Annotated in this window: 23 protein-coding genes; 6 read left to right on the top strand and 17 right to left on the bottom strand. The window is 70.0% G+C overall.

The window, feature by feature from the left end; translation table 11 throughout:
- Positions 1-9 precede the first annotated feature (9 nt).
- The 11 genes from CDO81_RS09330 to CDO81_RS09380 all read right to left on the bottom strand — a co-directional run bounded on the left by CDO81_RS09330 (position 10) and on the right by CDO81_RS09380 (position 11,569).
- Positions 10-591: a peptidylprolyl isomerase gene (locus tag CDO81_RS09330; RefSeq protein ID WP_088482900.1), complete on the bottom strand. Its 582-nt coding sequence runs from the start codon at positions 589-591 to the stop codon at positions 10-12.
- Positions 592-603: 12 nt separating this feature from the next.
- Positions 604-939, bottom strand: a complete 336-nt coding sequence (locus tag CDO81_RS09335; protein ID WP_088482901.1) for an antibiotic biosynthesis monooxygenase family protein — start codon at positions 937-939, stop codon at positions 604-606.
- A complete protein-coding gene (locus CDO81_RS09340; protein WP_088482902.1) occupies positions 939-2,849 on the bottom strand; it encodes a B12-binding domain-containing radical SAM protein in 1,911 nt (636 codons plus the stop codon). The genes CDO81_RS09335 and CDO81_RS09340 overlap by 1 nt, the downstream gene beginning before the upstream one ends.
- Before the next feature lie 33 nt (positions 2,850-2,882).
- Complete coding sequence (locus CDO81_RS09345) at positions 2,883-4,529, bottom strand: GMC family oxidoreductase (RefSeq protein ID WP_088482903.1); 1,647 nt, start codon at positions 4,527-4,529, stop codon at positions 2,883-2,885.
- A 15-nt stretch (positions 4,530-4,544) separates the two neighbouring features.
- The gene (gene creD / locus CDO81_RS09350; protein WP_088482904.1) at positions 4,545-5,930 is read right to left on the bottom strand and encodes a cell envelope integrity protein CreD; all 1,386 of its coding nucleotides are present in this window, start codon (positions 5,928-5,930) and stop codon (positions 4,545-4,547) included.
- Between the two features lie 59 nt (positions 5,931-5,989).
- Positions 5,990-7,414 carry a two-component system sensor histidine kinase CreC gene (gene creC, locus CDO81_RS09355; protein WP_088482905.1) on the bottom strand — a complete coding sequence of 475 codons (1,425 nt, stop codon included), beginning with the start codon at positions 7,412-7,414 and terminating at the stop codon, positions 5,990-5,992.
- Between the two features lie 137 nt (positions 7,415-7,551).
- Positions 7,552-8,214, bottom strand: a complete 663-nt coding sequence (gene creB, locus CDO81_RS09360) for a two-component system response regulator CreB (protein ID WP_088482906.1) — start codon at positions 8,212-8,214, stop codon at positions 7,552-7,554.
- The gene (locus CDO81_RS09365; RefSeq protein ID WP_088482907.1) at positions 8,211-9,236 is read right to left on the bottom strand and encodes an NAD(P)H-dependent flavin oxidoreductase; all 1,026 of its coding nucleotides are present in this window, start codon (positions 9,234-9,236) and stop codon (positions 8,211-8,213) included. Before CDO81_RS09365 ends, creB begins: the two co-directional genes overlap by 4 nt.
- Entirely contained in the window at positions 9,233-9,874 is a 642-nt protein-coding gene (locus tag CDO81_RS09370; protein WP_088482908.1) for a MarC family protein, read from the bottom strand. The genes CDO81_RS09365 and CDO81_RS09370 overlap by 4 nt, the downstream gene beginning before the upstream one ends.
- A 19-nt stretch (positions 9,875-9,893) precedes the next feature.
- Complete coding sequence (locus tag CDO81_RS09375; protein ID WP_241516930.1) at positions 9,894-10,673, bottom strand: helical backbone metal receptor; 780 nt, start codon at positions 10,671-10,673, stop codon at positions 9,894-9,896.
- Positions 10,670-11,569 (bottom strand): hypothetical protein, encoded by a 900-nt coding sequence (locus tag CDO81_RS09380; RefSeq protein WP_144397179.1) that lies wholly within the window; start codon positions 11,567-11,569, stop codon positions 10,670-10,672. The genes CDO81_RS09375 and CDO81_RS09380 overlap by 4 nt, the downstream gene beginning before the upstream one ends.
- Positions 11,570-11,802: 233 nt before the next feature.
- Here CDO81_RS09380 and CDO81_RS09385 point away from each other — a divergent pair, with 233 nt between their 5' ends.
- Positions 11,803-12,318: an RNA recognition motif domain-containing protein gene (locus tag CDO81_RS09385; RefSeq protein WP_088482911.1), complete on the top strand. Its 516-nt coding sequence runs from the start codon at positions 11,803-11,805 to the stop codon at positions 12,316-12,318.
- A gap of 127 nt (positions 12,319-12,445) precedes the next feature.
- On the opposite strand, the gene CDO81_RS09390 is transcribed toward CDO81_RS09385, so the two are convergent.
- The 5 genes from CDO81_RS09390 to CDO81_RS09410 form a co-directional block, all read right to left on the bottom strand.
- The gene (locus CDO81_RS09390) at positions 12,446-14,767 is read right to left on the bottom strand and encodes a carbohydrate binding family 9 domain-containing protein (protein ID WP_088482912.1); all 2,322 of its coding nucleotides are present in this window, start codon (positions 14,765-14,767) and stop codon (positions 12,446-12,448) included.
- A 265-nt stretch (positions 14,768-15,032) separates the two neighbouring features.
- Positions 15,033-15,806 (bottom strand): SDR family oxidoreductase, encoded by a 774-nt coding sequence (locus CDO81_RS09395; protein ID WP_088482913.1) that lies wholly within the window; start codon positions 15,804-15,806, stop codon positions 15,033-15,035.
- Positions 15,803-16,459 (bottom strand): LPS export ABC transporter periplasmic protein LptC, encoded by a 657-nt coding sequence (lptC, locus tag CDO81_RS09400; protein ID WP_158218216.1) that lies wholly within the window; start codon positions 16,457-16,459, stop codon positions 15,803-15,805. Before lptC ends, CDO81_RS09395 begins: the two co-directional genes overlap by 4 nt.
- Entirely contained in the window at positions 16,456-17,031 is a 576-nt protein-coding gene (locus tag CDO81_RS09405; protein WP_088482915.1) for a KdsC family phosphatase, read from the bottom strand. Before CDO81_RS09405 ends, lptC begins: the two co-directional genes overlap by 4 nt.
- Positions 17,031-18,017: a KpsF/GutQ family sugar-phosphate isomerase gene (locus tag CDO81_RS09410; RefSeq protein WP_088482916.1), complete on the bottom strand. Its 987-nt coding sequence runs from the start codon at positions 18,015-18,017 to the stop codon at positions 17,031-17,033. Before CDO81_RS09410 ends, CDO81_RS09405 begins: the two co-directional genes overlap by 1 nt.
- A 127-nt stretch (positions 18,018-18,144) precedes the next feature.
- Between CDO81_RS09410 and CDO81_RS09415 the strand changes: the two genes are divergently transcribed.
- On the top strand, positions 18,145-18,852 hold the full coding sequence (locus CDO81_RS09415; protein WP_088482917.1) for a phosphatase PAP2 family protein: 708 nt from the start codon (positions 18,145-18,147) through the stop codon (positions 18,850-18,852).
- 13 nt (positions 18,853-18,865) lie between these two features.
- The gene (locus CDO81_RS09420; protein WP_168928261.1) at positions 18,866-19,375 is read left to right on the top strand and encodes a hypothetical protein; all 510 of its coding nucleotides are present in this window, start codon (positions 18,866-18,868) and stop codon (positions 19,373-19,375) included.
- Between the two features lie 18 nt (positions 19,376-19,393).
- Here the strand turns inward: CDO81_RS09420 and CDO81_RS09425 are convergent, their stop codons facing one another.
- Positions 19,394-20,002, bottom strand: coding sequence for a hemerythrin domain-containing protein (locus CDO81_RS09425; protein WP_241516931.1), 609 nt, complete (start codon positions 20,000-20,002; stop codon positions 19,394-19,396).
- 113 nt (positions 20,003-20,115) lie between these two features.
- Here CDO81_RS09425 and tkt point away from each other — a divergent pair, with 113 nt between their 5' ends.
- The 3 genes from tkt to gap all read left to right on the top strand — a co-directional run bounded on the left by tkt (position 20,116) and on the right by gap (position 24,378).
- On the top strand, positions 20,116-22,131 hold the full coding sequence (gene tkt / locus CDO81_RS09430) for a transketolase (protein ID WP_193466492.1): 2,016 nt from the start codon (positions 20,116-20,118) through the stop codon (positions 22,129-22,131).
- Positions 22,132-22,290: 159 nt separating this feature from the next.
- Complete coding sequence (locus tag CDO81_RS09435) at positions 22,291-23,298, top strand: hypothetical protein (protein ID WP_144397180.1); 1,008 nt, start codon at positions 22,291-22,293, stop codon at positions 23,296-23,298.
- Positions 23,299-23,379: 81 nt separating this feature from the next.
- Positions 23,380-24,378, top strand: coding sequence for a type I glyceraldehyde-3-phosphate dehydrogenase (gene gap / locus CDO81_RS09440; RefSeq protein WP_088482920.1), 999 nt, complete (start codon positions 23,380-23,382; stop codon positions 24,376-24,378).
- Positions 24,379-24,440 lie beyond the last annotated feature (62 nt).

Genomic DNA, 24,440 nt, shown 5'->3' on the forward strand with positions numbered 1-24,440 from the left:
TTGCCGAGGTCAGACGCGCCGCACCGGCCCGATCGCGATCGGGGCTGCGAGCCATTGCTCGGGGCCGGCCCGGCGGTGCAGGGCACGAACCACGTCCATGCCGCTGACCACCTGGCCGAAGGCCGCGAAGCCCAGGCCGTCAGGGTTGCGGCGGCCGCCGAAGTCCAGCTCGGGCTGGTCGCCGACGCAGATGAAGAACTCCGCCGTGGCCGTACCGGGCGCGCCGCGCGCCATCGAGATCGTGCCATCGCGGTGGCGCAGGCCGGTGTCGCGTGTGGTTTCGTGCGGGACGGCCGGGCGCAGCGGCGGCGCGTCGTCCTTCAGGTTCAGGCCCCACTGCACCACTTCGATCTTGTGCGCGCTCTTCGGTTGGTTGGCCAGGTTGACGAGGCGGTAGACCCAGGCGCGATCCAGCTGGTGCGCGTCGACATAGGCCAGGTAGTTGGCCACCGTGAGCGGCGCCACCGCCGGGTTCACCTCGATGACGAAGGCGCCCAGCGGGGTGTCGACCCGGGTGCGCACCGTCTTGCCTGGTGCGGCAGGGGCGAGCCAGGGCAGGGCGGTCAAGGTCAGCAAGGCGCGGCGTTGCATGCGGGGCTCTCCTCAGGCGGCAGCGGGCTCTCGCGGGGCGAGGGGGTGATCCATGCCGCCGTCGCCATAGCTGCGCAGCACCTGGGCGATGACGACCTGGTAGCCCTTCAGCCAGCGGGCCTGCGCCTGCTTGGCCTCGCGGTGATCCGGGTGGCTGATCAGCTGCTGCAGGGCTTCCAGCGAGTCCCAGTAGTAGACGTTGGAGATCTGGCCTGTGGCCGGGTTCTCCCAGGTCTCTTCGCCCCGGTAGCCGGGGATGGCGCGGGCCATGGCGGCGATGCGGGCGTCCAGCGCGTGGAAGTCGGCGTCGTACTCGCCCTTGGCAAAGGTGAAGGTGGCAGTGAACATCAGCGCGGGGCGGTGAGCGCGCGCTCGATGAAGCGGCGCGGGACGGTGGTCTTGGGCACGCGCACCGGGAACCAGCTGCGGATGTCGTGGTCCAGACCGATGCCGTGCATGAAGTTGTACAGGCCCTTTTTCAGGCCCTGGCCCAGGCCGTCGTGGTCGGTGGGGGTGGGGTCGATGAAGGCGATGTCGTTCTTGGCGAAGCGCGCGTCGGCCGGCAAGGGCTGCAGCGTGACGCCGTACGCTGCCGGGTTCATGCCCACGGGTGAATGCACCGTGCAGGCAAAGCGGTGGAAGAAGCCGCTGTGGATGCAGCCGTGCTCGAACAGCTGGCGCACGTACTCCAGCGCGTCGACCGTGTCCTGCGTGGTCTGGGTGGGGAAGCCGTACATCAGGTAGGCATGCACCAGCACGCCGGCATCCGCGAACGCCTTGGTCACGCGCGCCACCTGCTCGACGCTCACGCCCTTTTTCATCAGCTGCAGCAGCCGGTCCGACGCCACCTCCAGCCCGCCCGAGATGGCGATGCAGCCGCTGTCGGCCAGCAGCTGGCAGAGCTCCGGCGTGAAGGTCTTCTCGAAGCGGATGTTGCCCCACCAGCTGATAGCCACGCCGCGCTTCAGCAGCTCCTCGGCCAGGGCCTTGAGCGCCTTGGGCGGCGCGGCTTCGTCGACGAAGTGAAAGCCGGTCTGGCCGGTTTCCTTCACGATGGCCTCGATGCGGTCCACGAGCACGGTCGCACTCGCCGCCTCGTAGCGTGAGATGTAGTCCAGGCTCACGTCGCAGAAGCTGCACTTCTTCCAGTAGCAGCCGTGGGCCACGGTCAGCTTGTTCCAGCGACCGTCGCTCCAGAGCCGGTTCATGGGGTTGAGCATGTCCAGCAGCGACAGATAGCCGTCCAGCGGCAGTCCGTCCCAGGTCGGCGTGCCGACATCGTCGAACGGTACGTCGGGCTCGACGAAGTTGGTGTAGCGCACCTGCTCGCCGTCGCGCCAGAAGGTCCGCACCAGCCGTGTCTTGGAACGCTTGCCGGCGAGGTGCTCCAGCAGCGCCAGCAGCGGCCGTTCGCCCGCGTCCAGCGTCACGTAGTCGACGAAGTCGAACAGCCGCGGCTCGCTCAGTTCGCGCAACTCGGTGTTGACGTAGCCGCCGCCCAGCACGCACACCACCCCGGGCCGTTCGGCCTTGATGGCCTGGGCGATGCGCAGCGCGGCATAGACCGAGCCGGGGAAGGGCACTGACAGCAGCACGACGTCAGGCCGGTGCGCCGCCAGCGCCTCGCGCGTGAGCCGCTGCAGCGTGCGGTCGATCAGGTGCGGCGGCTCGGCCAGCGCTTCGGCGAGTGGGTCGAAATAGGCCTGGGCGGCTGCCAGCTTTTCGGCGTAGCGCACGAACTCGAAGCGCGGGTCCACCGCATCGCGCAGCACGTCGGCCAGGTCGTTCAGGAAGAGGGTGGCGAGGTGGCGGGCGCGATCCTGCAGGCCGAGCGCACCGAAGGCCCAGGCGAGCGGGTCCTCGCCCTCCTCGCCCACGTAGTGGTCCAGCGACGCGAAGCGCGCGCCCTCCGGCAGGAAGGCGCGGGTGTTGATGCGATGGGCCACCGTTGGGTCGCGCCCTTGCAGGAAGGCGAGCACCCGCGGCGTGACGGCGGTGATGGTGTCGAACTCGGCATCGAACCAGGCGGTCTGCGGCGTGCGCTGCGCTGCCGGCAGCGCCTGCACCGCGGCGCGTACTTCGCGCAGGCCGGCGGGCGAGAAGAGTTCCAGCACCAGGGCCAGCGCCAGGTCCACCTGGTGTGCATCGACCGCACGGCTGCGCAGGAAGCCGGTCAGGTAGGCGGTGGACGGGTAGGGCGTGTTCAGCTGCGTCATCGGCGGGATGACGGCGAGCACGCGGGGAGACGGGGACGACATGGCCGCGATTGTCGCGGTGTCGTCGCATGCAGGTCAGGCCGTCATCCAGCCCGCCAGCTTCTCCGCAATCATCAGCGTCGGCGAGTTGGTGTTGCCGCTGGTGATGGTGGGCATCACGCTGGCGTCGGCCACGCGCAGGCCGCTCACGCCACGCACGCGCAGGCGCGAGTCGACGACGGCCATCGGGTCCTCGCGGCGGCCCATCTTGCAGGTTCCGGCGGGGTGGAAGATGGTGGTGGCGATGTCGCCGGCCAGGCGCGCGAGTTCCTCGTCGGTCTGGTATTGCGGGCCGGGCTTGTATTCCTCGGGCTTGAATCGGGCCAGGGCCGGCTGGGCGACGATCTGGCGCGTCAGACGCAGGCTCTGCGCCGCCACCTGCCGGTCAGCGTCGGTGGAGAGGTAGTTGGGCTGGATGGCCGGTGCCACGGTCGCATCTGGCGACGTGATGTGGACGGTGCCCCGGCTCGTGGGGTTCAGGTTGCAGACGCTGGCCGTGAAGGCGTTGAAGGCATGCAGCGGTTCACCGAAGGCCTCCAGCGACAGCGGCTGCACGTGGTATTCCAGGTCGGGCCAGGCCTTGTCGGGGCTGCTGCGCGTGAAGGCGCCGAGCTGGCTGGGTGCCATGCTCATGGGGCCGCTGCGGCGCAGCGCGTATTCCAGCCCGATCATGGCCTTGCCCAGCAGCGAGGACGCGCGCGTATTGAGCGTCGTGGTGCCCTGCACCTTGTAGACGGCGCGGATCTGCAGGTGGTCCTGCAGGTTGGCGCCGACGCCGGGCAGGTCCCGCTCGACGGTGAGGCCCAGTTGCTGCAGCAGTGCTGCCGGCCCCAGGCCTGAGAGCTGCAGGATCTGCGGCGAGCCGATGGCACCGGCCGCCAGGATCACCTCGCCGCCCGCATTCAGCCAGGGCTGCTCCACCCCCTTGGGCGTGAGCACCTCCACGCCGCAGCAGCGCAGGCCGGTGTCGTCATGCAGCAGGCGCAGCTTGCGCACTTGCGCGCCGGTCCACAGCTCGAAGTTGGGGCGTCCGAAGCAGGTGGGCCGCAGGAAGGCCTTGGCGGTGTTCCAGCGCCAGCCCTTCTTCTGGTTGACCTCGAAATAACCCACGCCCTCGTTGGTGCCGGCGTTGAAGTCGCTGGTCGGCGGGATGCCGGCCTCGTTGGCGGCCGCCGCGAAGGCGTCGAGGATGGGCCAGCGCAGGCGCTGCTGCTCCACCCGCCATTCGCCCTTGCTGCCGTGCATCTCGGCAAAGCCTGCGGGCGCCGTCTTGGGGTCGTCCAGCCGCCAGTGGTTCTCATGGCGGCGGAAGGCCTTCAACACCCGCTCCCAGCGCCAGGTGTCGTCGCCGGTGAGCTCGGCCCAGAGGTCGTAGTCGCGGCTCTGGCCACGCATGTAGATCATGCCGTTGATGCTGGAGCAGCCGCCCAGCACCTTGCCGCGGGGGTAGCGCAGGCGGCGGCCGTTGAGGCCGGCCTCGGCCTCGGTGTTGAAGCACCAGTCGGTGCGTGGGTTGCCGATGCAGTACAGGTAGCCGACGGGGATGTGGATCCAGTGGTAGTCGTCCTTGCCCCCCGCCTCCAGCAGCAGCACGCGCTTGCTCGGGTCGGCACTGAGGCGGTTGGCCAGCAGGCAGCCGGCCGTGCCGGCGCCCACGATGATGTAGTCGAAACCTTGGGACATGGCCCCAAGCGTAATTCAGCCTTGCGCGGGCACGCTGCCACCCAGGCGATACCAGTCCAGTCGGCGCGTGAGGGTCATCACGACTGCCAGCACCGTGAACAGCAGCACGGCGCCGATCACCAGGGCCGTCTGCTCGCGGCTGAGCAGCACGTACAGCGCACCGTACAGCAGCGCGATACCGCCGCCGAAGGCCGCGCCGCGCCACCAGCTGCCGAGCATCGCGGCGGCATAGGGCGTCAGCACGCCGGCCGCGGCCGCCGCGGCGATCACATAGGCCACCAGGAAGGGCAGGTGCTCCGACAGGCTCAGCAGCAGCAGGAAGAACAGGCTCAGCGCCATGCCCACGAACAGGTACTGCACGGGGTGCACGCGCCGTCCCGTCAGCAGCTCGGTCAGGCCCACGGTCAGGAAGGTCAGCGCGATGAACATCAGGCCGTACTTGATGGCGCGGTCGCTCATGACGTAGGGGTTCACGGGGTCGATCAGTTCGACGGCGAGAACGTCCATCGCTGGCTTACTCGCGGGCTTGGCCGCGGGGTGGTAGGCCGGGAGTGGGTCGCTGTCCAGTGCTTGCAGCGAGGGCAGCGGCCGGCCGGCCTTCATGTCGGCGACCGCGGTGCTGGCCAGTGACGACACCTGCCAGTCGGCCGAGAAGCCGCTCACGCCGACCTGGTGCTGCGTGGGCAGGAACTGGCCGAAGAAGCTGGGGTGCGGCCAGCTGGATTGCAGCGACACACGGGTGCTTTCCGCCGCCGGCACGAGGCCCAGCTTGCGGCTGCCCACCAGGGTCAGCTTGAGCGACAGCGCCAGCGGCGCGTCAAGGCGAACCCCGGGGAGTACGGCATGCAGGCCCGACGCATAGTCCGGGTGGAGACCGCCGGGCAAGACGGGAAGGGGCTGGCCGCTCACCACGGTTTCGGCGGCGCGGATGCCTCGCGTGTCGCTCAGCGCCACGAAGGCCACGACGGGTTCGCAGTCGACCTGGCCGTTGGCATGCTCCGCCTTGCCCTCCAGTGACGCCAGCTGCGGCCATTGCGCTTCCATGGTGAGCTGGCTGGCATAGGTGTTGACCTTGAACAGCCCGCGATGGCGGACTTCGGGGCTGATGCCGCCCGTCACCTGGAGCGTGCGCGGCGCCGCGAACAGCCAGAAGTCGCGGGTTTCGGTGGAGGTCTTCTTGTCTGGGCCGGGCACGGTCCAGGTCTCGCGGCAGTAGCGGGTCAGCATGGGGCCGGACAGGCTCTGCGGCCCGGCGAACGACTGCTCGACGTTCTCTGCCGCATCGCGCTGGCGGGACTGTCGCTCGCGGGCCAGGCCGCCAATCTCGGCGAGCACGTAGCACAGCAGCAGGGTGACGGCGGCCAGGATGGCCAGCTTGGTGAATGTGGGATTGAGCTTCATGCCGCCAGCATCGCCAGCGGCGGTGAGGGCATGACGAGCTGTGTGAAGCGGGCGTGAAGTCAGCGCGGCAGCACCAGCGTGACCCGCAGCCCCGGCTCGGCCGCCTCGAAGGCCAGGCGCCCGCCGTGCAGCTCCGCCACGCGCCGCGCGATGGCCAGGCCCAGGCCCGAGCCCTTCACGCGGCTGCCCGGCCGCGCGGTCGAGAAGAAGCGCTTACCGAGCTGGGCAAAGCCCGCCGCGGGCACGCCGGGGCCGTGGTCGCGCAGCGTCAACCGCGCCGAGGTGGCGGTCGTGCTGACTGCGAGTTCAAGCGTCGAGTTCTCCGGGGCGAAATCGATGGCATTGGCCAGCAGGTTGCCGAAGGCCAGCTCCAGCAGGGCTGGGTCGGCGTCCACCATGACCGCGTCTCGCTGCGTCCACACCACCTGCAGCCCGCGTTGTGCCAGCCGCGCCATCGGGTGGGCAAGCTGGGCATCGGCCCAGTCGGCCAGCGCGATGCGCTGGCGCTCCCCGAGGCCGACCTGTGCCTCCAGCTGCGACAGCGCCAGCACGCGCTCCACCAGGGTCTGCAGACGGGCGGTCTGATCCAGCACCTGGGCGGCGAAGCGCTGGCGGTCGGCCGGTGGCAGCTCGTCCTGCAGCAGCTCGCCACTGGCGCGCAGGGCCGCCAGCGGGCTCTTGAGTTCATGCGTCAGCGCGCGCACGTCATGCTCCAGCTGCTCCCGGCCTTCGAGCCGGCGGCGCATGTCGTCCATCGCGTGGGCCAGGTCACCGAGTTCGCCAGGCATGTCGGGCGGTGCGATGGCTTGGCCGGCCTGGGCTTGCTGGGCGTAGCGGCGCAGGCGCCGCACCGAAGCCACCAGCCACAGCGTGACCGCCACGCCCGTGGCCAGGCTCACGGCCAGCAGCAGCGCGCCAGCCCAGAACACCCGGCGCTCGGCCCGGTCGATGAAGCGCTGCACGCTGGCCACCGGCTTGGACACGCTCACCACGCCCACCGTGCGGCCGCCGTGCTGCACCGGCGCAGCCACCACCAGCACCGTGGTGCGGTCCTGCTCGGCCACCTGCGGGCTTGAGCGCGCACCGTACTCCCCGCGCAGGGTGCGGGCCACGTCGCGCCATTGCGAGTAGTCCTGCCCCACGGCGCTCGGCTCGCCCGAGTCCAGCAGCACGCGGCCCCGCGCATCCGTCACGACGATACGCAGGTCCAGCGTCTGCTTGCGCAGGCCCCAGATGACGGCATCCACCGGCCGCTGACGATAGCGCTGCAGGGCCTGCGCCAGCGGTCCGTCGGTGCGTGGCCCGCCCTGGGCGAACTCCTGCACCGCGGTCTCGGCCAGCAGGTGCGCGGTGTCCACCATCAGGTCTTCCATCACCTCGCGCACGCTGGGCTTGACCTCCGCCAGGAAGACCTTGAGCAGCAGCACGGCCGACAGGCCGGCGATCAGGAAGAAGCCGAAGAAGACGCGCAGGCCGAGTCGCATGCGGTGACCTCAGCAAGCCCAGGAACAGCCAACACAGCCACAGAGGCACAGAGACACAGAGGAGCTGGTGATCTCTCTGTGACTCTGTGTCTCTGTGGCCTTGTGCGTGTCCGTCAGCATGGCAGTGGCTTCATGGCTCACGGCTCCAGCGAGTACCCGAGCCCCCGATGCGTCTTGATCGGGTCACGCGCCGGGGCCGCCTCGCGCAGCTTGGCGCGCAAGGTCTTGATGTGGGTGTCCACCGTGCGGTCGGTGCTTTCGGCGCTGCTGCCCCAGACGGCGTCCAGCAGCGCGTCGCGGCTGTGGATGCGGCGCGGTGCGCGCAACAGGTGGGTCAGCAGGCCAAGTTCGAGCTTGGTGAGGTTCAGCGCCACGCCATCGAGCAGCACACGCGCGCCGTCCAGCACGAAGCCGGCGGGCGCGGCAGGTGCGGCCGCCTGGGCGCGCCGCAGCAGGGCGCGCACCCGCGCCACCAGCTCACGGGGGCTGAAGGGCTTGGCCAGATAGTCGTCGGCGCCCAGTTCCAGGCCGAGCACGCGGTCCATCTCGTCGCTGCGGGCGCTCAGCACGATGACCGGCAGATGCCGCAGCGGCCCGGCCCGCAGCTCGCGGCAGAGGTCCAGGCCATGGCCGTCGGGCAGACCGATGTCCAGGATCAGCAGCTGCGGCGGCGGCGTGGCCTGCAGGCGTTCGCGGGCCTCGGAAAGCCAGCCGCGGTGCTCGACCTCGAAACCCTCGCGCCGCAGCGCGAAGACCACGGTGTCGGCGATGGCGGGGTCGTCTTCCAGCAGCAGGATCATGCGCGCCAGCTCCGGGCCAGGGCGGCCACCAGCGCGGCGGCCGAGCCCGGGTGGCGCTGCAGCGGCAGGGCCTGGCCCGCCCACAGGCTGATGAACTCGGCGCGCCCGGCCTTGGCTGCCGCCTGGCGCAGCGGGCGGCTGGCGGCATTGGGCTGCGGGAAGGCGGGCAGGGCGGTGCCCTCGAGCTCGCGCGTGACCCGGTTGGCCAGGCCCCGCGCCAGGCGGCCGGAGAAGGCGCGGGTCAGCGTGGAGTCGCTGTCTCGTGCATCCAGCAGTGCGGCCCGGTAGGCCGGCGACAGCGGGCACTCGTCCACGAGCAGGAAGGCCGTGCCTACGGTCACGGCGCTCGCGCCCAGGGCCTGCGCCGCGGCCACGCCACGGGCGTCGGCAATGCCACCGGCCGCGATGACGGGCACGTCGAGCGCGTCCACGAGTTGCGGCACCAGGGCCATCGTGCCGATGCCGGCGCCTTCGGCGCTGCCCAGGAAACCGCCGCGATGCCCCCCGGCCTCGAAGCCCTGGGCGATGACGCCGTCCACACCGCTGGCCTGCAGTGCCAGGCCCTCGCTGACCTGCGTGGCCGTGCCCAGCACGACCAGGCCTTGCGCCTTGACTGCCGCCACACGCGCCGCGCCGGGGTCGCCCATCACGAAGCTCAGCACGGCCGGTCGGGCGGCCACGGCGGCGGCAAGCTGGGCCTCGAAGTCTTCCTCGCACACTGCGGGCCGCACCGGGGCGGGCAGGCCCAGCTCCGCATGCCAGGGGGCCAGGAGGGCGAGGTAGGCGTCGATGGCCGCGTCGTCTCGCGTCCAGGCCTGTGGGCAGAAGAGGTTGATGCCGAAGGGGCGGTTGGTACGGGCGCGGATGTCAGCCGCGATCTCGGTGATGCGCGATGGCGCCAGGTAGGCGGCGCCGAGCTGCCCGAAGCCGCCGCCGGCGCTGACAGCGGCCACCAGCGCGGCGCTGGCCGCCTCACCGGCCATGGGCGCCATCCAGATCGGCGGCAGGCCGAACAGGCTCATCCGACGGTGCGCGCCGCCAGCACGGGGAAGAGCTTGATCAGGCCGTCGGCCAACAGTTCCACCGCCAGCGCTGCGAGGATGAGGCCCATCAGCCGCGTCATGATGTTGATGCCGGTCTGGCCCAGCACCTTGGCGATGCGGCCCGAGGCCGAGAACACCACGAACGTCACCAGCGCCACCACCACGCCATAGCCGCACAGCACGGCCAGCTCCCACCAGACGCGGGTCTTGTCGGCGTAGATCACCATGGTGGAGATGGTGGCCGGGCCGGTCAGCAGCGGAATGGCCAGCGGCACGACCGCGATGCTGGCGCCGGCGTCGGCCTTGCTGTTGCCCTCGCTCACGTCTTCCTTGCGGGCCTCGGCGGGCTGGGCGTTGAGCATCTGCAACGAGCTGATCAGCAGGAGGCAGCCGCCGCCCACCTGGAAGCTCGCCAGCGAGATGCCGAAGAACTCGATGATCTTCAGGCCGAACAAGGCGCTCAGCGCAATGACGATGCCCGCTGTGCAGGCGCTCACCAGGATGGTCCTGCGCCGCTGCTGGCGGCTGAAGGCCGCGGTGAAGTGGATGAAGAAGGGCACCACGCCGACCGGATTGACGATGGCCAGCAGCGCAACGAGAGGCTTGTAGATGTCCATGGGCGCGGATTGTGGCGGCTCAAGGCACCGCGTCAGCGGCAAGTTGGCACAGGTAGTCCAGGCCGACCGTGCCGCGCACGCCCCACCAGCTCAGCAGCTCGCCATCCACGAGTTGCACACGCGCCCGTGGGCACAAGGCCTGCGCTTCGGCAAGGTGTGCGGGGCCGAAGCGATAGGGCTCGGAGCTCAGCAGCACACGGTCGACATCGGCCAGCCAGTGCTCCTGGCCGGTCAGCGCCGGGTAACGGGCGGCGCCGTGCTCGCCCCCGACGACGTCGGGCCAGGTCTGCCAGCCGGCCTCGGCGAGCAGGGTGGCGATGTAGGTGTCGCGGGCGACCGTCATCCACGGTTCGCGCCAGATCAGGTAGAGCACCCGCTCAGCGCGTTGCGGTCGGCTGCGGCAGCGGGTGAGGGCGGCCTGGAAGTCAGCCGACAGCGCGGCGGCCCGGTCGTTCACACCAGGCACGTCGGCGAAGGCGGCGCGGAGCTGCTCGAACAGCGCCAGGTTGTCTTGCGGCCGGCAAGGGTGGGTGACGATGAGCTCCGGCACGAATTCGCGCAGCGCGTCAGCGGTCTCGCGCCGGTTCTCATCCACATTGAGGATGACGTGCGTGGGCGCCAGCCGCCGCAGCTTGGAAAGATTCACGTCCTTGGTGCCGCCCACCTTGGGCACGGCGGCCACCTGCGCGGCCGGATGCACGCAGAAGCCCGTGCGGGCCACCAGCCAGGGGCCCAGGCCCAGGGCCACCAGCGTCTCGGTCGCGCTGGGTACCAGGCTCGCGATACGGGGCGTGTTCACTCGCGCTCGGTCGCGGCCAGGTAGACCGCACAGCAGCCGCGCAGCCACACCAGCGTCGGCAACACCAGGGCCAGCGCGAACACCACGCCGCCGCCGACCAGGGCCGCGGTGCCCAGCGCGCCGCCCTGCAGCGGCACGCCACTTGCGCCCAGGCCGCGCGGCCCCAGGCCCACCAGGCCGGCGAGCAGCTGGCCGGCCGGCAACTCCACACCGGCGCCCAGGATGGCCAGGCCCGCCATCAGCCGACCCCCGCTGACGACGACAAAGCTCACCGCCGCCGTGGCGAGGCCGGTCAACAGGTAGACGGTGGCCATCAGCAAGGCGGTTTCGGGCAGGCCATGGCGCAAGCGCTGGCGCAGCAGCGCCAGCACGCTGCCAATGCTGGCGCCGGCCCAGACGGCCGGCCCGGTCAGCGGGCCTACCAGCACCACCAGGGTGAAGGCAATGCTTCCCAGTACCAGCACAGCCAGCGGCAGCACGACGGCCAGCAGCGGCGCGCCCACAACCGGCCAGCGCGTGGCCCACAGCAGGCCCGCCAGCAGCAACGCGGCCAACGCCGCCAGCGCCAGGCTGATCAGCACCACCACCAGCACCCGGTGCCCGCAGCGCAGCGCATCCGCAAAAGCGTCCTGCGGGTCGCGCACCGGCAGGCCGCGTGCCTGGTCCATGAGCATGAGGCCGGTGGCATTGACGCCAAAAAAGGCGACAGCCAGCCCCAGTCCCATCCAGAGGGCACTCGCGAGCGTCTGCTCGCGGGCCAGCGCAGACTGTGCTGACGCCAGCAGCAGGCCGGCCATGCAAAGCGACGCCAGCAGGGCATAGAGCGCCCGAAAATTGCGCGGCGCGTCGACGCTGGCGATCACGCGGGACAGGGCGGGAAGAAGGCTTGGAGTCATGGCAAAGGGTCGGGGTCGGGATGGTATCGATGACGACGCCGTGACGCCTTTCCAGCGCCAGGGTTTGTGCTAGCTCGGAAAAACAACACTTGTCGGAGTGCCGTCCCGCAATCCGGGCACCCCGCCACCATAATGAATTGCCTGTGTCTGGACGCCGCACCTTCGCTTGAATGGTTCACGATGGGTTGAAGCACCACACGGTTTTTTGGTTTTGAGAAGAGAAGGGCTTCCCCATGGGAAACAAGCTTTACGTGGGCAACCTCGCCTACAGCGTGCGTGACGAATCGCTGCAGGAAGCGTTCGGTCAATTCGGCAGCGTGACCTCTGCCAAGGTCATGATGGATCGCGAAACCGGCCGCTCCAAGGGTTTCGGTTTCGTGGAAATGGGCTCCGATGCGGAAGCTCAAGCCGCCATCAACGGCATGAACGGTCAGGCCCTGGAAGGCCGCGCGATCGTGGTCAACGAAGCCCGTCCTCGTGAAGAGCGTCCGGGCGGCTTCGGCGGCGGCGGTGGCCGTGGTGGTTACGGCGGTGGCGGCGGCTACGGCGGCGGCGGTGGCCGCTCCGGTGGCGGCGGCTACGGCGGTGGTGGTGGCGGCTACGGTGGTGGCGGCGGCGGTGGCTACGGCGGCGGTGGCCGTTCGGGCGGCGGCGGCTACGGTGGCGGCGGTGGCCGCTCCGGTGGTGGCGGCGGCTACGGCGGTGGCGGTGGTGGCTACGGCGGCGGTGGCCGTTCGGGCGGCTACTGATCCCACAGCCTCACGGCTCGCAAAAAAGCAAGGCGCCTTCGGGCGCCTTGTTCGTTTCCGGTCCGAGTTTCTGGCCCACGCCTGGCGGGCTGCTGGGAAGGCGCCCGGGAGCGCCTGCCTTGCCAGATCAGTAGCTGAGCGTCGCCTTGGCAAAGACTTCGCTGGCCCGCACCCGCCCGGGCTGGGCGTGGCTGCGGTTCAGCCCCAGGCTCAGCACGCGGGCGATGCCCACACGGTGCTGGAACATCAGCGACAACACGCGCCCGGTCTCGTCCTGCGCGGGCAGGCCGGTCGTGGCATCGGCCCGGCGTGTGAACCGCGTCTGCTGCCGGATCAGCCGCACGGAATCCCGCGCGCTCAGGTGCAGCACCACGAGGGTCTGCGCGCTGCGGTCGGTGAAGGCCCGCTGGCCGTCCGGGCCCTCCACCCAGCCCAGCCCGAACCGCTGGTCCAGCTCCAGCCACCCGCCGCCTGGCAGAGGCTGGCGCCATTGGGCCTGCAGCTGGCCCTGGGCGCCGAGACCGACCCGATCAGCGTCGACATCCAGGCGCCGACCCCATTCCACCTCGGCATTGATGAAGTTCAGCCACTCGCCCGGGTTGGACTCCACGCCCAGCAGCAGCGTGCGCGTCGCATGCAGCGTGCCGCTGCTGCGGGCGCGATGGCTGTCCAGGCCGACATGACCCCACACGCCGGTGTTGCGGGCGGTGGCGAACCAGAAGCCCGGCTGCACCAGGCGATCCACCACCTGGCCGGCGGCTACGCCGAGCGTTGGGTCGGCCAGGGTGCGGGTCTCCTGCAGCTTGAGCTGCACCTCGTGGTCGTGCAGATCCAGCCCGGCAAAGGCCCGCTCGCCCAGCCGCAGATAGCCGAAGGCCGAGGCGCGGCGCACGCCGCTCTGGCTGACGAAGCCGTTGTCGTTCGCGAAGCGTGGACTGATCTCCTCCACATTCACATGGGCCACCCAGTCCGCATCGCGGTGCCGCCAGCCCACCCAGGCGCGATGGCCCTGCTGTCGGCCGACCCGCTGGATCGCGCCGTCTTCGCCCAGCGCGAGCGTGGTGGACGACAGCAGCAGGTGGCCGCGCCATTGGTCGCTGTCGCCGGCCCGCCAGACGCCATCGCTGCCGACGACATGCGTGGACAGTCCATCCCCAAAATCTCGGGTTGACAGCAGGCCAGCTAGGCCCAGGCTGCCAAGCTGCACCCGGCCGCGCGCAAAGCTCGCGAGCGAGTCACGCGGCTGCAGGCCACTGCGCGTGGCGAAGGCGCCCGCCCGCAGCAAGGTGCCGCCGCCGGCATCGCGCAAATGCAGGGCCGTGGCCTCCGAGCCGGCGCCGCGCCAGGTGGCGCGCAGGCCCCAGTCGGGATCGGTGATGGCGCGGGTGTAGAAGGCCGCGAGGCTGCGGTTCTCGCCGGATTCGTCGGGCTGCGTCGGCCCCACCACATCGGCGCTCTCCAGGAAGAAGGGGCGTTTCTCCGGCACGCTCAGCGCGAAACGGGTGTTGCCGGCGAGTTGGGGCGCATCGAGTTCGACTTGCGAGAAGTCGGGGTTCAAGGTGGCGTCCAGCACCCAGTCGGCCCGCGGTCGCCACTTGATCTCGGCGCCGAGCGAGGTGCGGCGCTCGCGACGGTTGCCGTCGGCGTCGCTGCTTTCGCGGGTGCTGCGCAGCGTCAATTCCGGACGCAGGCTCAGGAAGCTGCGCTCGCGCACCTGCTCAACCAAATCGGCCAGGCCGTCCAGCGTCTGCATCTCGGCGATGAAGCTCAGCGCGTCCTTGGTCAACCGCGGCGCACCCACGTCCAGCGTGCGGTCTTCGCGCGGGATGTTGCGCGCAACCAGCACGCGCCAGGGCGCGCCGTCGCTGTGTGGAAAGCGCAGCGTGGCCAGCGGCCAGCGCAACTCGATGCTGTAGCCGTCGGGCAGGCGGGTGGCGGCGGCTTCCACGTCGAAGTCGGGCGCCGAGTCGTCGCTGTCTTCCTCGGCGCTGAACAGGCCGTCTTCGATGCTGCCGGCTGCGCTGACCCGCACGAACTGCGCGTTGCGGCGGTGACCGACGGGGTCGATGAAGACGGTGATGTAGTCCTGATCGGCCTTGACCTGGTCGCGCCGGGCCAGGGGTGCCCGGATGCGCTCGGGTGCCGGGTCCCAGGCGCGGATGCCGAAGACCAGGGCGTCGTCGGTGACGAGCACCTGCACCGTGGTGCGCCAGCGCGCCGCCTGCTTGTCGGCTGGCAGGAATTGCACGAAGCGGTCGTAGATGGGTGTGCGCTGCCAGACGGCATCGTCCAGGCGGCCATCGATGGCGGGCGAAGCGTCGCCACGGGTCAGGCGCAGCGCGGTGGGTGAGGCCAGGGGGGCTTCGGGCGAGGGGGTGGCCTGCGCGGGCAGGCTCAGGCACAGACCCAGCCATGCGGCGGGGACCAGGCCGTGGAGGCGGCTTGTCATGAAGTCGAGTGATGGCAACGGCGCCGCCGATGGCGGGGCCGCGGGGAGGTCAGCAGGGCTGGCGTTGCCGGGCAACGAGCAGCCGACGTGGAGCCCACAGAGGGCACTGACGGCAACGTCAGCGCAGGGGCGTTAGCAGGGGTGGAGCACCTTGACCATCGGAACCTCCTTCACCGCACTCGCGGGCGGGACTCGGCAGAAGGCGCGCAGTGTAAGCAGGCCCCGCGGTGCTTGCCAAGCCGTGACTTCCGGCTGGCCCGTGCGTCTACTCGGTCGCGCGCTTCTTGCGTGCGCGCTTGGACAGCAGGCGGTCATAGAGCGCGTTGGGCAGCAGCCGCAGCACCTTGGCGAGCACGCCCATCTGCCACGGAATGACGCGGTAGCTCACCTGCGCCTGGATGGCGCGCACGGCCTCGTCGGCAAAGCGCTCGACCGGCATCAGGAAGGGCATGCTGTAGCGGTTGCCGCGCGTCAGCGGCGTGTCGATGTAGCCCGGCAGCAGCGTGACCACGCGCACGCCGTGGGGCCGGCATTCGCCGCGCAGACTTTCGCAGTAGGCCACCACGGCCGACTTGCTCGCGCAGTAGGCGCCGTGCCCCGGCAGCCCGCGGATGGCGGCCACGCTGGCGATGCCCACGAGCGTGCCCGAGCGCCGCGCGTTCATCGCGGCCACGAAGGGATGGAAGGTGGCGGCCAGCCCGACGTTGTTGGTGGCGAAGGTGCGCTGCATCACCGCCAGGTCGCTGAACTCGGTCGTGTCCATGCCGATGCTGATGCCCGCGTTCGCGATGACGACGTCGGGCACGCCCTGGCGTTCGATGCAGTCGCGGCCGGTGCGGGCCATGGCGTCGAGGTCGGCCACGTCGGCCCCATAGACCGCGAAGCGAGCCGGGTCGAGCTGTTGCTCGGCGGCCCAGCGCTCGACCTCGGCCGTACGCCGCGCGACCAGGGCCAGTCGGGCACCCTCGCGGTAGTAGCGCAGCGCCAGCGCCTGGCCGATGCCGCTGGACGCACCGGTGATGAAGACCAGGCTTGTCATCGCGGTGCCTTGGTGATGATCTGCCCCTGCGCCTTGCCGGTGAAGCTGACCTGGCCCGTGAGGTGGCGGTACTCGAAGTTCTGCGCGTTCAGCGTGGAGCCACCCTGGCGGATGGTCACGGGCAGGTGGGAGCGCAGGATCTCGCTGTTGGACAAGGCTTGCAGGAACTCGCCACGCATCTCCATCTGCGGTGCCGCCCCCTCGCCGGAGCCGGGCGCCAGGCGGCGCAGGTGCACGTCACCGAGCAGTTGCATGTCGCTGCCGTCGCCATTGCTGATCGCGCGCTTGGCTTCGGCGATGGCCAGGCTGCCGTCGGGGGCGATCGCGCGTACGCGAACGGCATCGATTTCGATCGTGTCGGTGTCGGGGTAGTGGCGCAACTCGGCGCCAGCGATCTGCACGTTCAGCCGGCCATCGGCGCCGATGCGCTGCAGCTCGAAGTTGTTCATGCGGTAGTCGGGCACGTGCCGAGGGGGCGCGAGCTCGCCGGGGGCATCGAGCAGCGGCGTGTTCTTCACCAGCCACCACGTGCCGCTGGCCAGCAAGGCCATCAGCACCAGCGGCAGGTAGTTGGACAGCAAGCCCTGGGCCCGCCACAGCCAGGGGCGGGGCTTGGACCGGCGCGGCGGTGGCGCGGGCAGCGTGGCGCTCAAGGCCGCCCTCCGTCCAGCGTGGCGTGGTGGGCGTTCAACAGCCGCTCGTAGTGCCCGCTGGCCATCAGCAGCAGGTCGCAGCATTCACGCGCGGCGCCATGGCCGCCGGCGGCACGCGTCACGTGATGGGCCACGGCCAGCACCTCCGGGTGGGCGCCCGGTGGCGCACAGGCGAAGGCGGCGCGGGTCATCAGGGGCAGGTCGGGCCAGTCATCGCCCATGGCGGCGACCTCGCCCCAGCTCACTCCCAGCGCGCTGAGCAGCGGCTCGGCAGCGGCGAGCTTGTCTCGGGCGCCATAGACGGCATGGGCCAGCCCGAGGTCGGCCACGCGGCGGCGCACGGCCGGGCTGTCGCGGCCGGTGATGATGACTGGCGTGATGCCCACCTGCTGCAGGGACTTGAGCCCGTGGCCGTCCAGCGTGCTGAAGGCCTTGAAGTCTTCGCCGGTTTCGCTGATGTAGATGCGGCCGTCGGTCAGCACGCCGTCGACGTCGAAGATGGCCAGCTTGATGCCCAGGCCCGTGCCCTGGGCCTTGACGAGGAGGTCGGTCGGAAAGCTCAGCGCGGCCATCAGATCACCTTGGCCCGCATCAGGTCGTTGATGCTCACCGCGCCCAGCAGCCGCTGCTCGGCGTCGACCACCAGCACCACGGTGATGCGGGCGGCTTCCATCAGGTCGGCGGCGTCCACGGCGAGGGCGTCGGCCGTGACGGTGCGCGGCTTGGGGTGGGCGACCTCGGCCGCGGTGAGGGCACGCAGGTCGCGGCCCTGCTCGACGAGGCGGCGCAGGTCGCCGTCGGTGAAGATGCCCTGCACCCGGTCGTCGGCGTCGACCACCACGGCCATGCCCAGGGCCTTGGCGCTCATCTCGCGCATCAGCTCGGTGAACGGCGTGCCCGGTGCCACGCGGGGCAAGGCCTCGCCGTGGCGCATCAGGTCGCGCACATGGGTCAGCAGCTTGCGGCCCAGCGCGCCGCCGGGGTGAGAGCGGGCGAAGTCCTCGGCCTTGAAGCCGCGCGCGTCCAGCAGCGCCACCGCCAGCGCGTCGCCCAGGGCCATCTGCGCGGTCGTGCTGGCGGTCGGCGCCAGTTGCAGCGGGCAGGCTTCCTCGGCCACGGCGCTGTCCAGCACCACGTCGGCATGCGAGGCCAGGCTGGACTCGGCGCGGCCGGTCATCGCGAGGATGGGCACGCCCAGCCGCTTGAGCACCGGCAGGATGGCGTTGAGCTCGTCGCTCTCGCCGGAATTGGACAGGGCCAGCACGACGTCGCCAGCCGTCACCATGCCCAGGTCGCCGTGCGCGGCCTCGGCGGGATGCACGAACAAGGCGGGTGTGCCGGTCGAGGCCAGGGTGGCGGCGATCTTGCGGCCGACGTGGCCGCTCTTGCCCATGCCCATGACGGCCACGCGGCCGCTGCAGGCCAGCACGGCCTGCACCGCGCGTGCGAAGGCGTCGCCGAGGCGAGGGGCCAGGGCGGTCAAGGCGCGGGCCTCGACCTCCAGGGCCTGGCGGCCGATGCGCACGGCGCGTTCGGCGGCAAAGACGGGAGAACTCATGCGGCCAGTGTAGACAAGGCCCCGCGCCTGACCGGTGACGTGAACGATGCCGCATTGGGGTCAATCCTGAGGCCGGCGGCCAGCCGGGCGTCAGCCAAGCGGCCGGCGGCGTCTGACAATTCAACGCATGGACACCCCCCTCGACGCCACCGGCGGCCGCCCGGCCCGTTTCTCCGCCGCGGCTCGGTCGCTGCTGGCCGTGGCCGCCGGGTTGGTGGTGTTGCTGGCCTGGGATGCCAGCGGCCTGGACCTGCGGGTCATGCGCCTCGTGGGCGGGCCCGAGGGCTTCGCGCTGCGGGAACACTGGTTCACGACCCAGGTCATCCACCAGGGCGGGCGCGCGCTGTCGTGGGCGGTGGTGGGCTTCATCCTGCTGGCCAACCTCTGGCCGCGCGTGCTGCCGGCGCTGACCCGCCGTGAGCGCAGCGCCTGGCTGGGCATCACGCTGCTGTGCCTGGCGGTGGTGTCGGTGGTCAAGCGGGTCAGCCTGACGAGCTGCCCCTGGGACCTGAGCGAGTTCGGCGGCAGCGCGAGCTATGTGTCGCACTGGGCCTTCGGCCTGCAGGATGGTGGCGGCGGGCATTGCTTCCCGTCGGGCCATGCGAGCGCGGCCTTTGCCTTCCTGAGCGGCGGCTGGGTGCTGGCCCGGGCCTATCCGCGCCTGGCGCGCGTGTGGCTGTGCAGCGTCATCGGCCTGGGCGTGGTCTACGGCCTGGGGCAGATGCTGCGTGGGGCGCATTACCCCAGCCACACGATGTGGACGGCCTGGATCTGCTGGGCCGTGACGGTCGGCGCCGTCCTGCTGTTGAAGGTCTCGCAAGCCCCGGGGAAGTGAGAGGATGGCGGGCATGCAAAGCCCCCATCTCGCTCTTCTTGCCGCCGCCGTGTTGTTGACGGCCTGCGCCAGTTCCAACCAGGACAAGGTCGCGACCGCGGCCACCACCCCGCTGTCCGACTTGAACGTCGTGCGGGCCGACATCCCGGAGGTGCTGAGGAGCGCTGCTGCCGCGCCCTACGCCCTGCCGGCAGACGCCAGTTGCGCGGGGCTGGCCGCAGCCATCAAGTCGCTGGACGAGGTGCTCGGCCCCGACCTCGATGCGCCGGCCACCGCCGGCAATCCCGGTCTGCTGGACCGCGGTGAAGACGCCGCCACCGGCGCCTTGCAACGCACCGCCGAAGGGGTCATCCCGTTTCGGGGCTGGGTGCGCAAGCTCAGCGGCGCCGAGCGCTATGCGCGTCATGTGAGTGCCGCCATCACGGCCGGTGGCGTGCGCCGGGGCTTCCTGCGCGGCATGGCCAGCGCCAAGGCCTGCCCGGCGGCACCGGCAGCCGCCGCCTCGACCGCCAAGGCGGGCTGAAACCTACCGCGCGGCTGCTCAGGGCAGTGCTGGCCCCCAGCCGAAGGGCGCCGGCAATGCCGCGAGGATGCGCTGGCGCAGCGGCGCATAGGCCTCATCCACCGGCTGGCCCGGGCGCGGGGCGAGCGGGTCCTGGTGGCTGCCGAAGGCTTCGTCCAGGTCAGCCCAGTCCTCCAGGCTGAACAGGGCCACGGCGCGCGGCAGGATCTCGGTTTCCTCGCGCTTCATGTGGCGCAGGTAGCGGCCGGTGTAGACCTTGAGCTGCTGCTCGAACTTCTCGCGCCGCGTCTCGCCCATCTGCTCCCAGGCCAGCAGGCTGTGCTGCAGCTCGCGGATGGCGCGCTCGCCCTGGGCGTGGTCGGCGTCCAGGTCGTCCAGCACGCCGCGCAGTTCGGGTGCCAGCGCCCGCAGCCGCGGAAAGAGCAGCTGGCTTTCCTTGGTGTGGTGCAGCCGCTCGGGGAATTCGTCCACGTAGAACAGCATCGCCCGCAGCGCGCCGAAATCGATGGCCGTGCCGGCCTGCCGCTGCGCCTGCAGCAGCAGCGGCACGGTGCGCAGCATTGCGGCCAAGGCGTCGTGCTCGGCGCGGATCACGCGCACGGCCAGGGGCATGGTCAAGGAGGACATGGGCCAAGCGTCGCGCCGACGCCGCGCTGCCGTGTTGCGCTGGATCAAGCCTTGTCATGCCGCCCCCGTAAAATCCCGCGTTTTGCTCCACTGCCCCAAGGAAAGCCCTGGCCATGACTGCAACGACCGCCTCCCCAACCCTCATGGCCAACGCGATCCGCGCCCTCGCGATGGACGCGGTGCAGGCGGCCAACTCGGGCCACCCGGGCGCCCCCATGGGCATGGCCGACATCGGCGTGGCGCTGTGGGCGCGTCACCTCAAGCACAACCCGGCCAACCCGCACTGGGCTGACCGTGACCGCTTCGTGCTGAGCAATGGCCACGGCTCCATGCTCATCTATGCGCTGCTGCACCTCACGGGCTACGACCTGCCCATGAGCGAGCTGCGCAACTTCCGCCAGCTGCACAGCAAGACGCCGGGCCACCCCGAGGTGGGCATCACCGCGGGCGTCGAGACCACCACCGGCCCGCTGGGCCAGGGCATCACCAACGCCGTGGGCCTGGCCCTGGCCGAGAAGCTGCTGGCGCGCGACTTCAACCGCGACGGCCACGCCATCGTGGACCACCACACCTATGTCTTCCTGGGCGACGGCTGCCTGATGGAAGGCATCAGCCACGAGGCCGCCGCGCTGGCCGCTTCGTGGAAGCTGAACAAGCTGATCGCCATCTACGACGACAACGGCATCTCCATCGACGGCCAGGTCGGCCCCTGGTTCGGGGACGACACCGCCAAGCGCTTCCAGGCCTATGGCTGGAACGTCGTCGGCCCGGTGGACGGCCATGACGTCGACGCGGTCGACAAGGCCATCGCCCAGGCCCGCAAGAGCACCGACAAGCCCACCCTCGTCATCGCCAAGACCCATATCGGCCAGGGCTCGCCCAACCGCGCCAACACCAGCAAGGCCCACGGCGAGCCGCTGGGCGCCGAAGAGATCAAGCTGACCCGCGAAGCGCTCGGCTGGACGCACGAGCCCTTCGTCATCCCCGAGGAGGTCTACACCGCCTGGGACGCCAAGGCCGCCGGTGCCAAGGCCGAGAGCGACTGGGACGCCCGCTTCGACGCCTATGCCGAAGCCTTCCCCGAGCTGGCCGCCGAGTTCCAGCGCCGCATGGCCGGCGTGCTGCCCGCCGACTTCGCGCAGATCGCGGTCGACGCCGTCGTCAAGGCACACGCTGACGCACAGACCGTGGCCAGCCGCAAGGCCAGCCAGATCGCGCTGGAAGCCTTCACGGCCAAGCTGCCTGAGATGCTCGGCGGTAGCGCCGACCTGACCGGCTCCAACCTGACCAACACCAGCTCCACGCCCAACCTGCGCATCGAGGCCGATGGCAAGCCGAACAACGGCCGCCACATCAACTACGGCGTTCGCGAGTTCGGCATGGCGGCCGTCATGAACGGCATCGCGCTGCACGGTGGCTTCATTCCCTACGGCGGCACCTTCCTGACCTTCAGCGACTACAGCCGCAACGCCATTCGCATGGCCGCGCTGATGAAGACCCGCGTCATCCACGTGATGACGCACGACTCCATCGGCCTGGGTGAAGACGGCCCGACGCACCAGTCCATCGAGCATGTCGCCAGCCTGCGCCTGATCCCGGGCCTGGACGTCTGGCGTCCGGCCGACACGACCGAGACCGTGGTCGCCTGGACGATGGCCCTGGGCAATGCGCAGCGCCCGAGCCTGCTGGCGCTCTCCCGCCAGAACCTGGCCTACTCGCCCAAGACCAATGTGGACGAGATCGCCAAGGGCGCCTACGTGCTGGCCGAGCCTCCGAAGGGCAAGGCCAAGGCCGTCATCATCGCCACCGGCTCGGAAGTGCAACTGGCCATGGCCGCGCAGAAGCTGCTGGCTGACGAAGGCATCAAGGTGCGCGTCGTGTCCATGCCGTCGACCAACGTGTTCGACCGCCAGGACAAGGACTACAAGAAGAGCGTGCTGCCCAAGGGCCTGCCGCGCGTGGCCGTCGAGATGGGCGTGAGCGACTTCTGGTGGAAGTACGGCGTGGACGCCGTCGTCGGCATCGACACTTTCGGCGAATCCGCCCCGGCACCGGTGCTGTTCAAGCACTTCGGCTTCACGCCTGAGAACGTGGCGGCGACCGTGAAGGCCGTGCTCAAGAAGAAGTGATGCACCGGCGCATGCCGCGCCGCGCAGAACACGGGGGCCGCAATCGCGGCCCTTTGTTTTTTTGGGACGGGTCGTGCGCGACCGCACGGCGGGTTGATCCGCATGGGCTAACGCGACAGTTGCGCTACAAATCACGCCTCACCAGGGAATGGTCTCGGCATGAAGACGTGGCGTTGGATATGGGGGTGCGTGGGGCTCGCGATGGCGGCGGGCGCCACAGCGCAGACGGAGAAGGTGGTGCTCAGCAAGGCGCAGCGGCTGGAGTGCCTGTCTCGACCCGCGGCATCGCCGCGCTTTCCGCCGAGCGATGAGGCCGATGACCGGGGCGGGTCGATGCGCGTGTTGATGAAGTTCGACCGCCCCGACGCACCACCGCAGGTGCAGGTCCTCTTCAATGTGGCCAGCGAAGGCATGCAGGACAAGGTGCTCGACCATGTCGCCCGCTACCGCCTGCCTTGCCTGCAGGCAGACGACGGCACGGTGACCGCGGTGCAGGACTTCGTCTTCGACGGCTCCGACAAAGACCCCTTGGCCGTGCCTGACGCCGAGCGATCGGTCAGCACCCTGCGCTGCCTGGTGATGCCGAGGTACGACTTCCAGTATTCCGGCGACAGCGGCCGGTTTCGCTCGGAGAAGGTGCGTGCCGAGATGACGTTCTCCGGGGCGGGCGATCAGCCGCCGGAGGTGCAGCTGAGCTTCAGCCGGGCGTCCCGGCGCTTCGAGCAGGCGGTGAAGGATCGCGTGGCGGCGTATCGCATGCCCTGCCGCACCGCGCAGGACAAGCCAGTGACGATCCAGCAGCAGTTCGCCTTCTTCCCGGCCGGCAAGGAGTTCAAGCTGAGCCGCACGCGGTTCGGGCTGATGGAGTTTCTCGGTCAGACCGAGGAGCCGGGCAAGCTCACGGCGCGTTTCGACCTGCGCAGCATGGGTTGCCCTTTCAGCGTGCAGTATGTTTTTGGAGGCGGCGCCGTGCCAAATGAAGCCAGCGTGTTGCCGATCGGCGAGCGGTTGGACCCGAACAAGCTGGCCTTCCTGAAATGGCTGGAAGGCTTGAAGTTCAACTTTGGTTCCAGAGAGGTGGCCGATGACCTCTTCGGCAGCTCGCTGCAGATCGATGTGCCCTGCGGGCTGCTGCACCTCGGCGAGGCGCCCCCCGCGCCGCGCTGAAATCGCCCCGAAACCCACCCCCCGCCAGATCGCCGAGAATCCGCCTCCGACAAGATTCCTCATCCTCCTGGAGACTGTTCCATGACCATCAAGATCGGCATCAACGGCTTCGGCCGCATCGGGCGCATGGTGTTCCGCGCCGCCATTGCTAATTTCAAGGACATCGAGGTCGTCGCGATCAACGACCTGCTGGAGCCCGACTACCTGGCCTACATGCTCAAGTACGACAGCGTGCACGGCAAGTTCGAGGGTGACGTGGCGGTGGACGGCAACACCCTGGTGGTCAACGGCAAGAAGATCCGCCTGACCGCCGTCAAGGACCCGTCCGAGCTGAAGTGGGCCGAAGCCGGCGCCGACATCGTCATCGAGTCGACCGGCATCTTCCTGGACCAGGCCGGCGGTGAGAAGCACCTGGCCGCAGGCGCCAAGAAGGTCATCTTCTCGGCCCCGTCCAAGGACGAGACGCCGATGTTCGTCTACGGTGTGAACCACACCAAGTACGCCGGCGAGAAGATCATCTCCAACGCCTCCTGCACGACCAACTGCCTGGCCCCGCTGGCCAAGGTGCTGAACGACAAGTGGGGCATCAAGCGCGGCCTGATGACCACTGTGCACGCCGCCACCGCTACGCAAAAGACCGTGGACGGCCCGAGCAACAAGGATTGGCGCGGCGGCCGCGGCATCCTGGAGAACATCATCCCCAGCAGCACCGGCGCGGCCAAGGCCGTTGGCAAGGTCATTCCCGAGCTGAACAAGAAGCTCACCGGCATGAGCTTCCGCGTGCCGACCTCCGACGTGTCGGTCGTCGACCTGACCGTGGAACTGCTGAAGGACGCCACCTATGACGAGATCTGCGCCGAAATGAAGGCGCAGAGCGAAGGCGCGCTCAAGGGCGTGCTGGGCTACACCACCGAGAAGGTCGTGGCGACCGACTTCCGCGGCGACCCGCGCACCTCCATCTTCGACGCCGACGCCGGCATCGCGCTGGACGGCACCTTCGTGAAGCTGGTGTCCTGGTACGACAACGAGTGGGGCTACTCCAACAAGGTGCTGGAGATGGTGCGCGTCGTCGCCGCCTGACCGGAAACCTTCCGAAACGCAAAAGCCCCGCTCTGCGGGGCTTTTTTTCATGCTGGCCGTCG

This window comes from Roseateles puraquae, from assembly GCF_002205845.1.
Classification (GTDB): domain Bacteria; phylum Pseudomonadota; class Gammaproteobacteria; order Burkholderiales; family Burkholderiaceae_C; genus Pelomonas; species Pelomonas puraquae.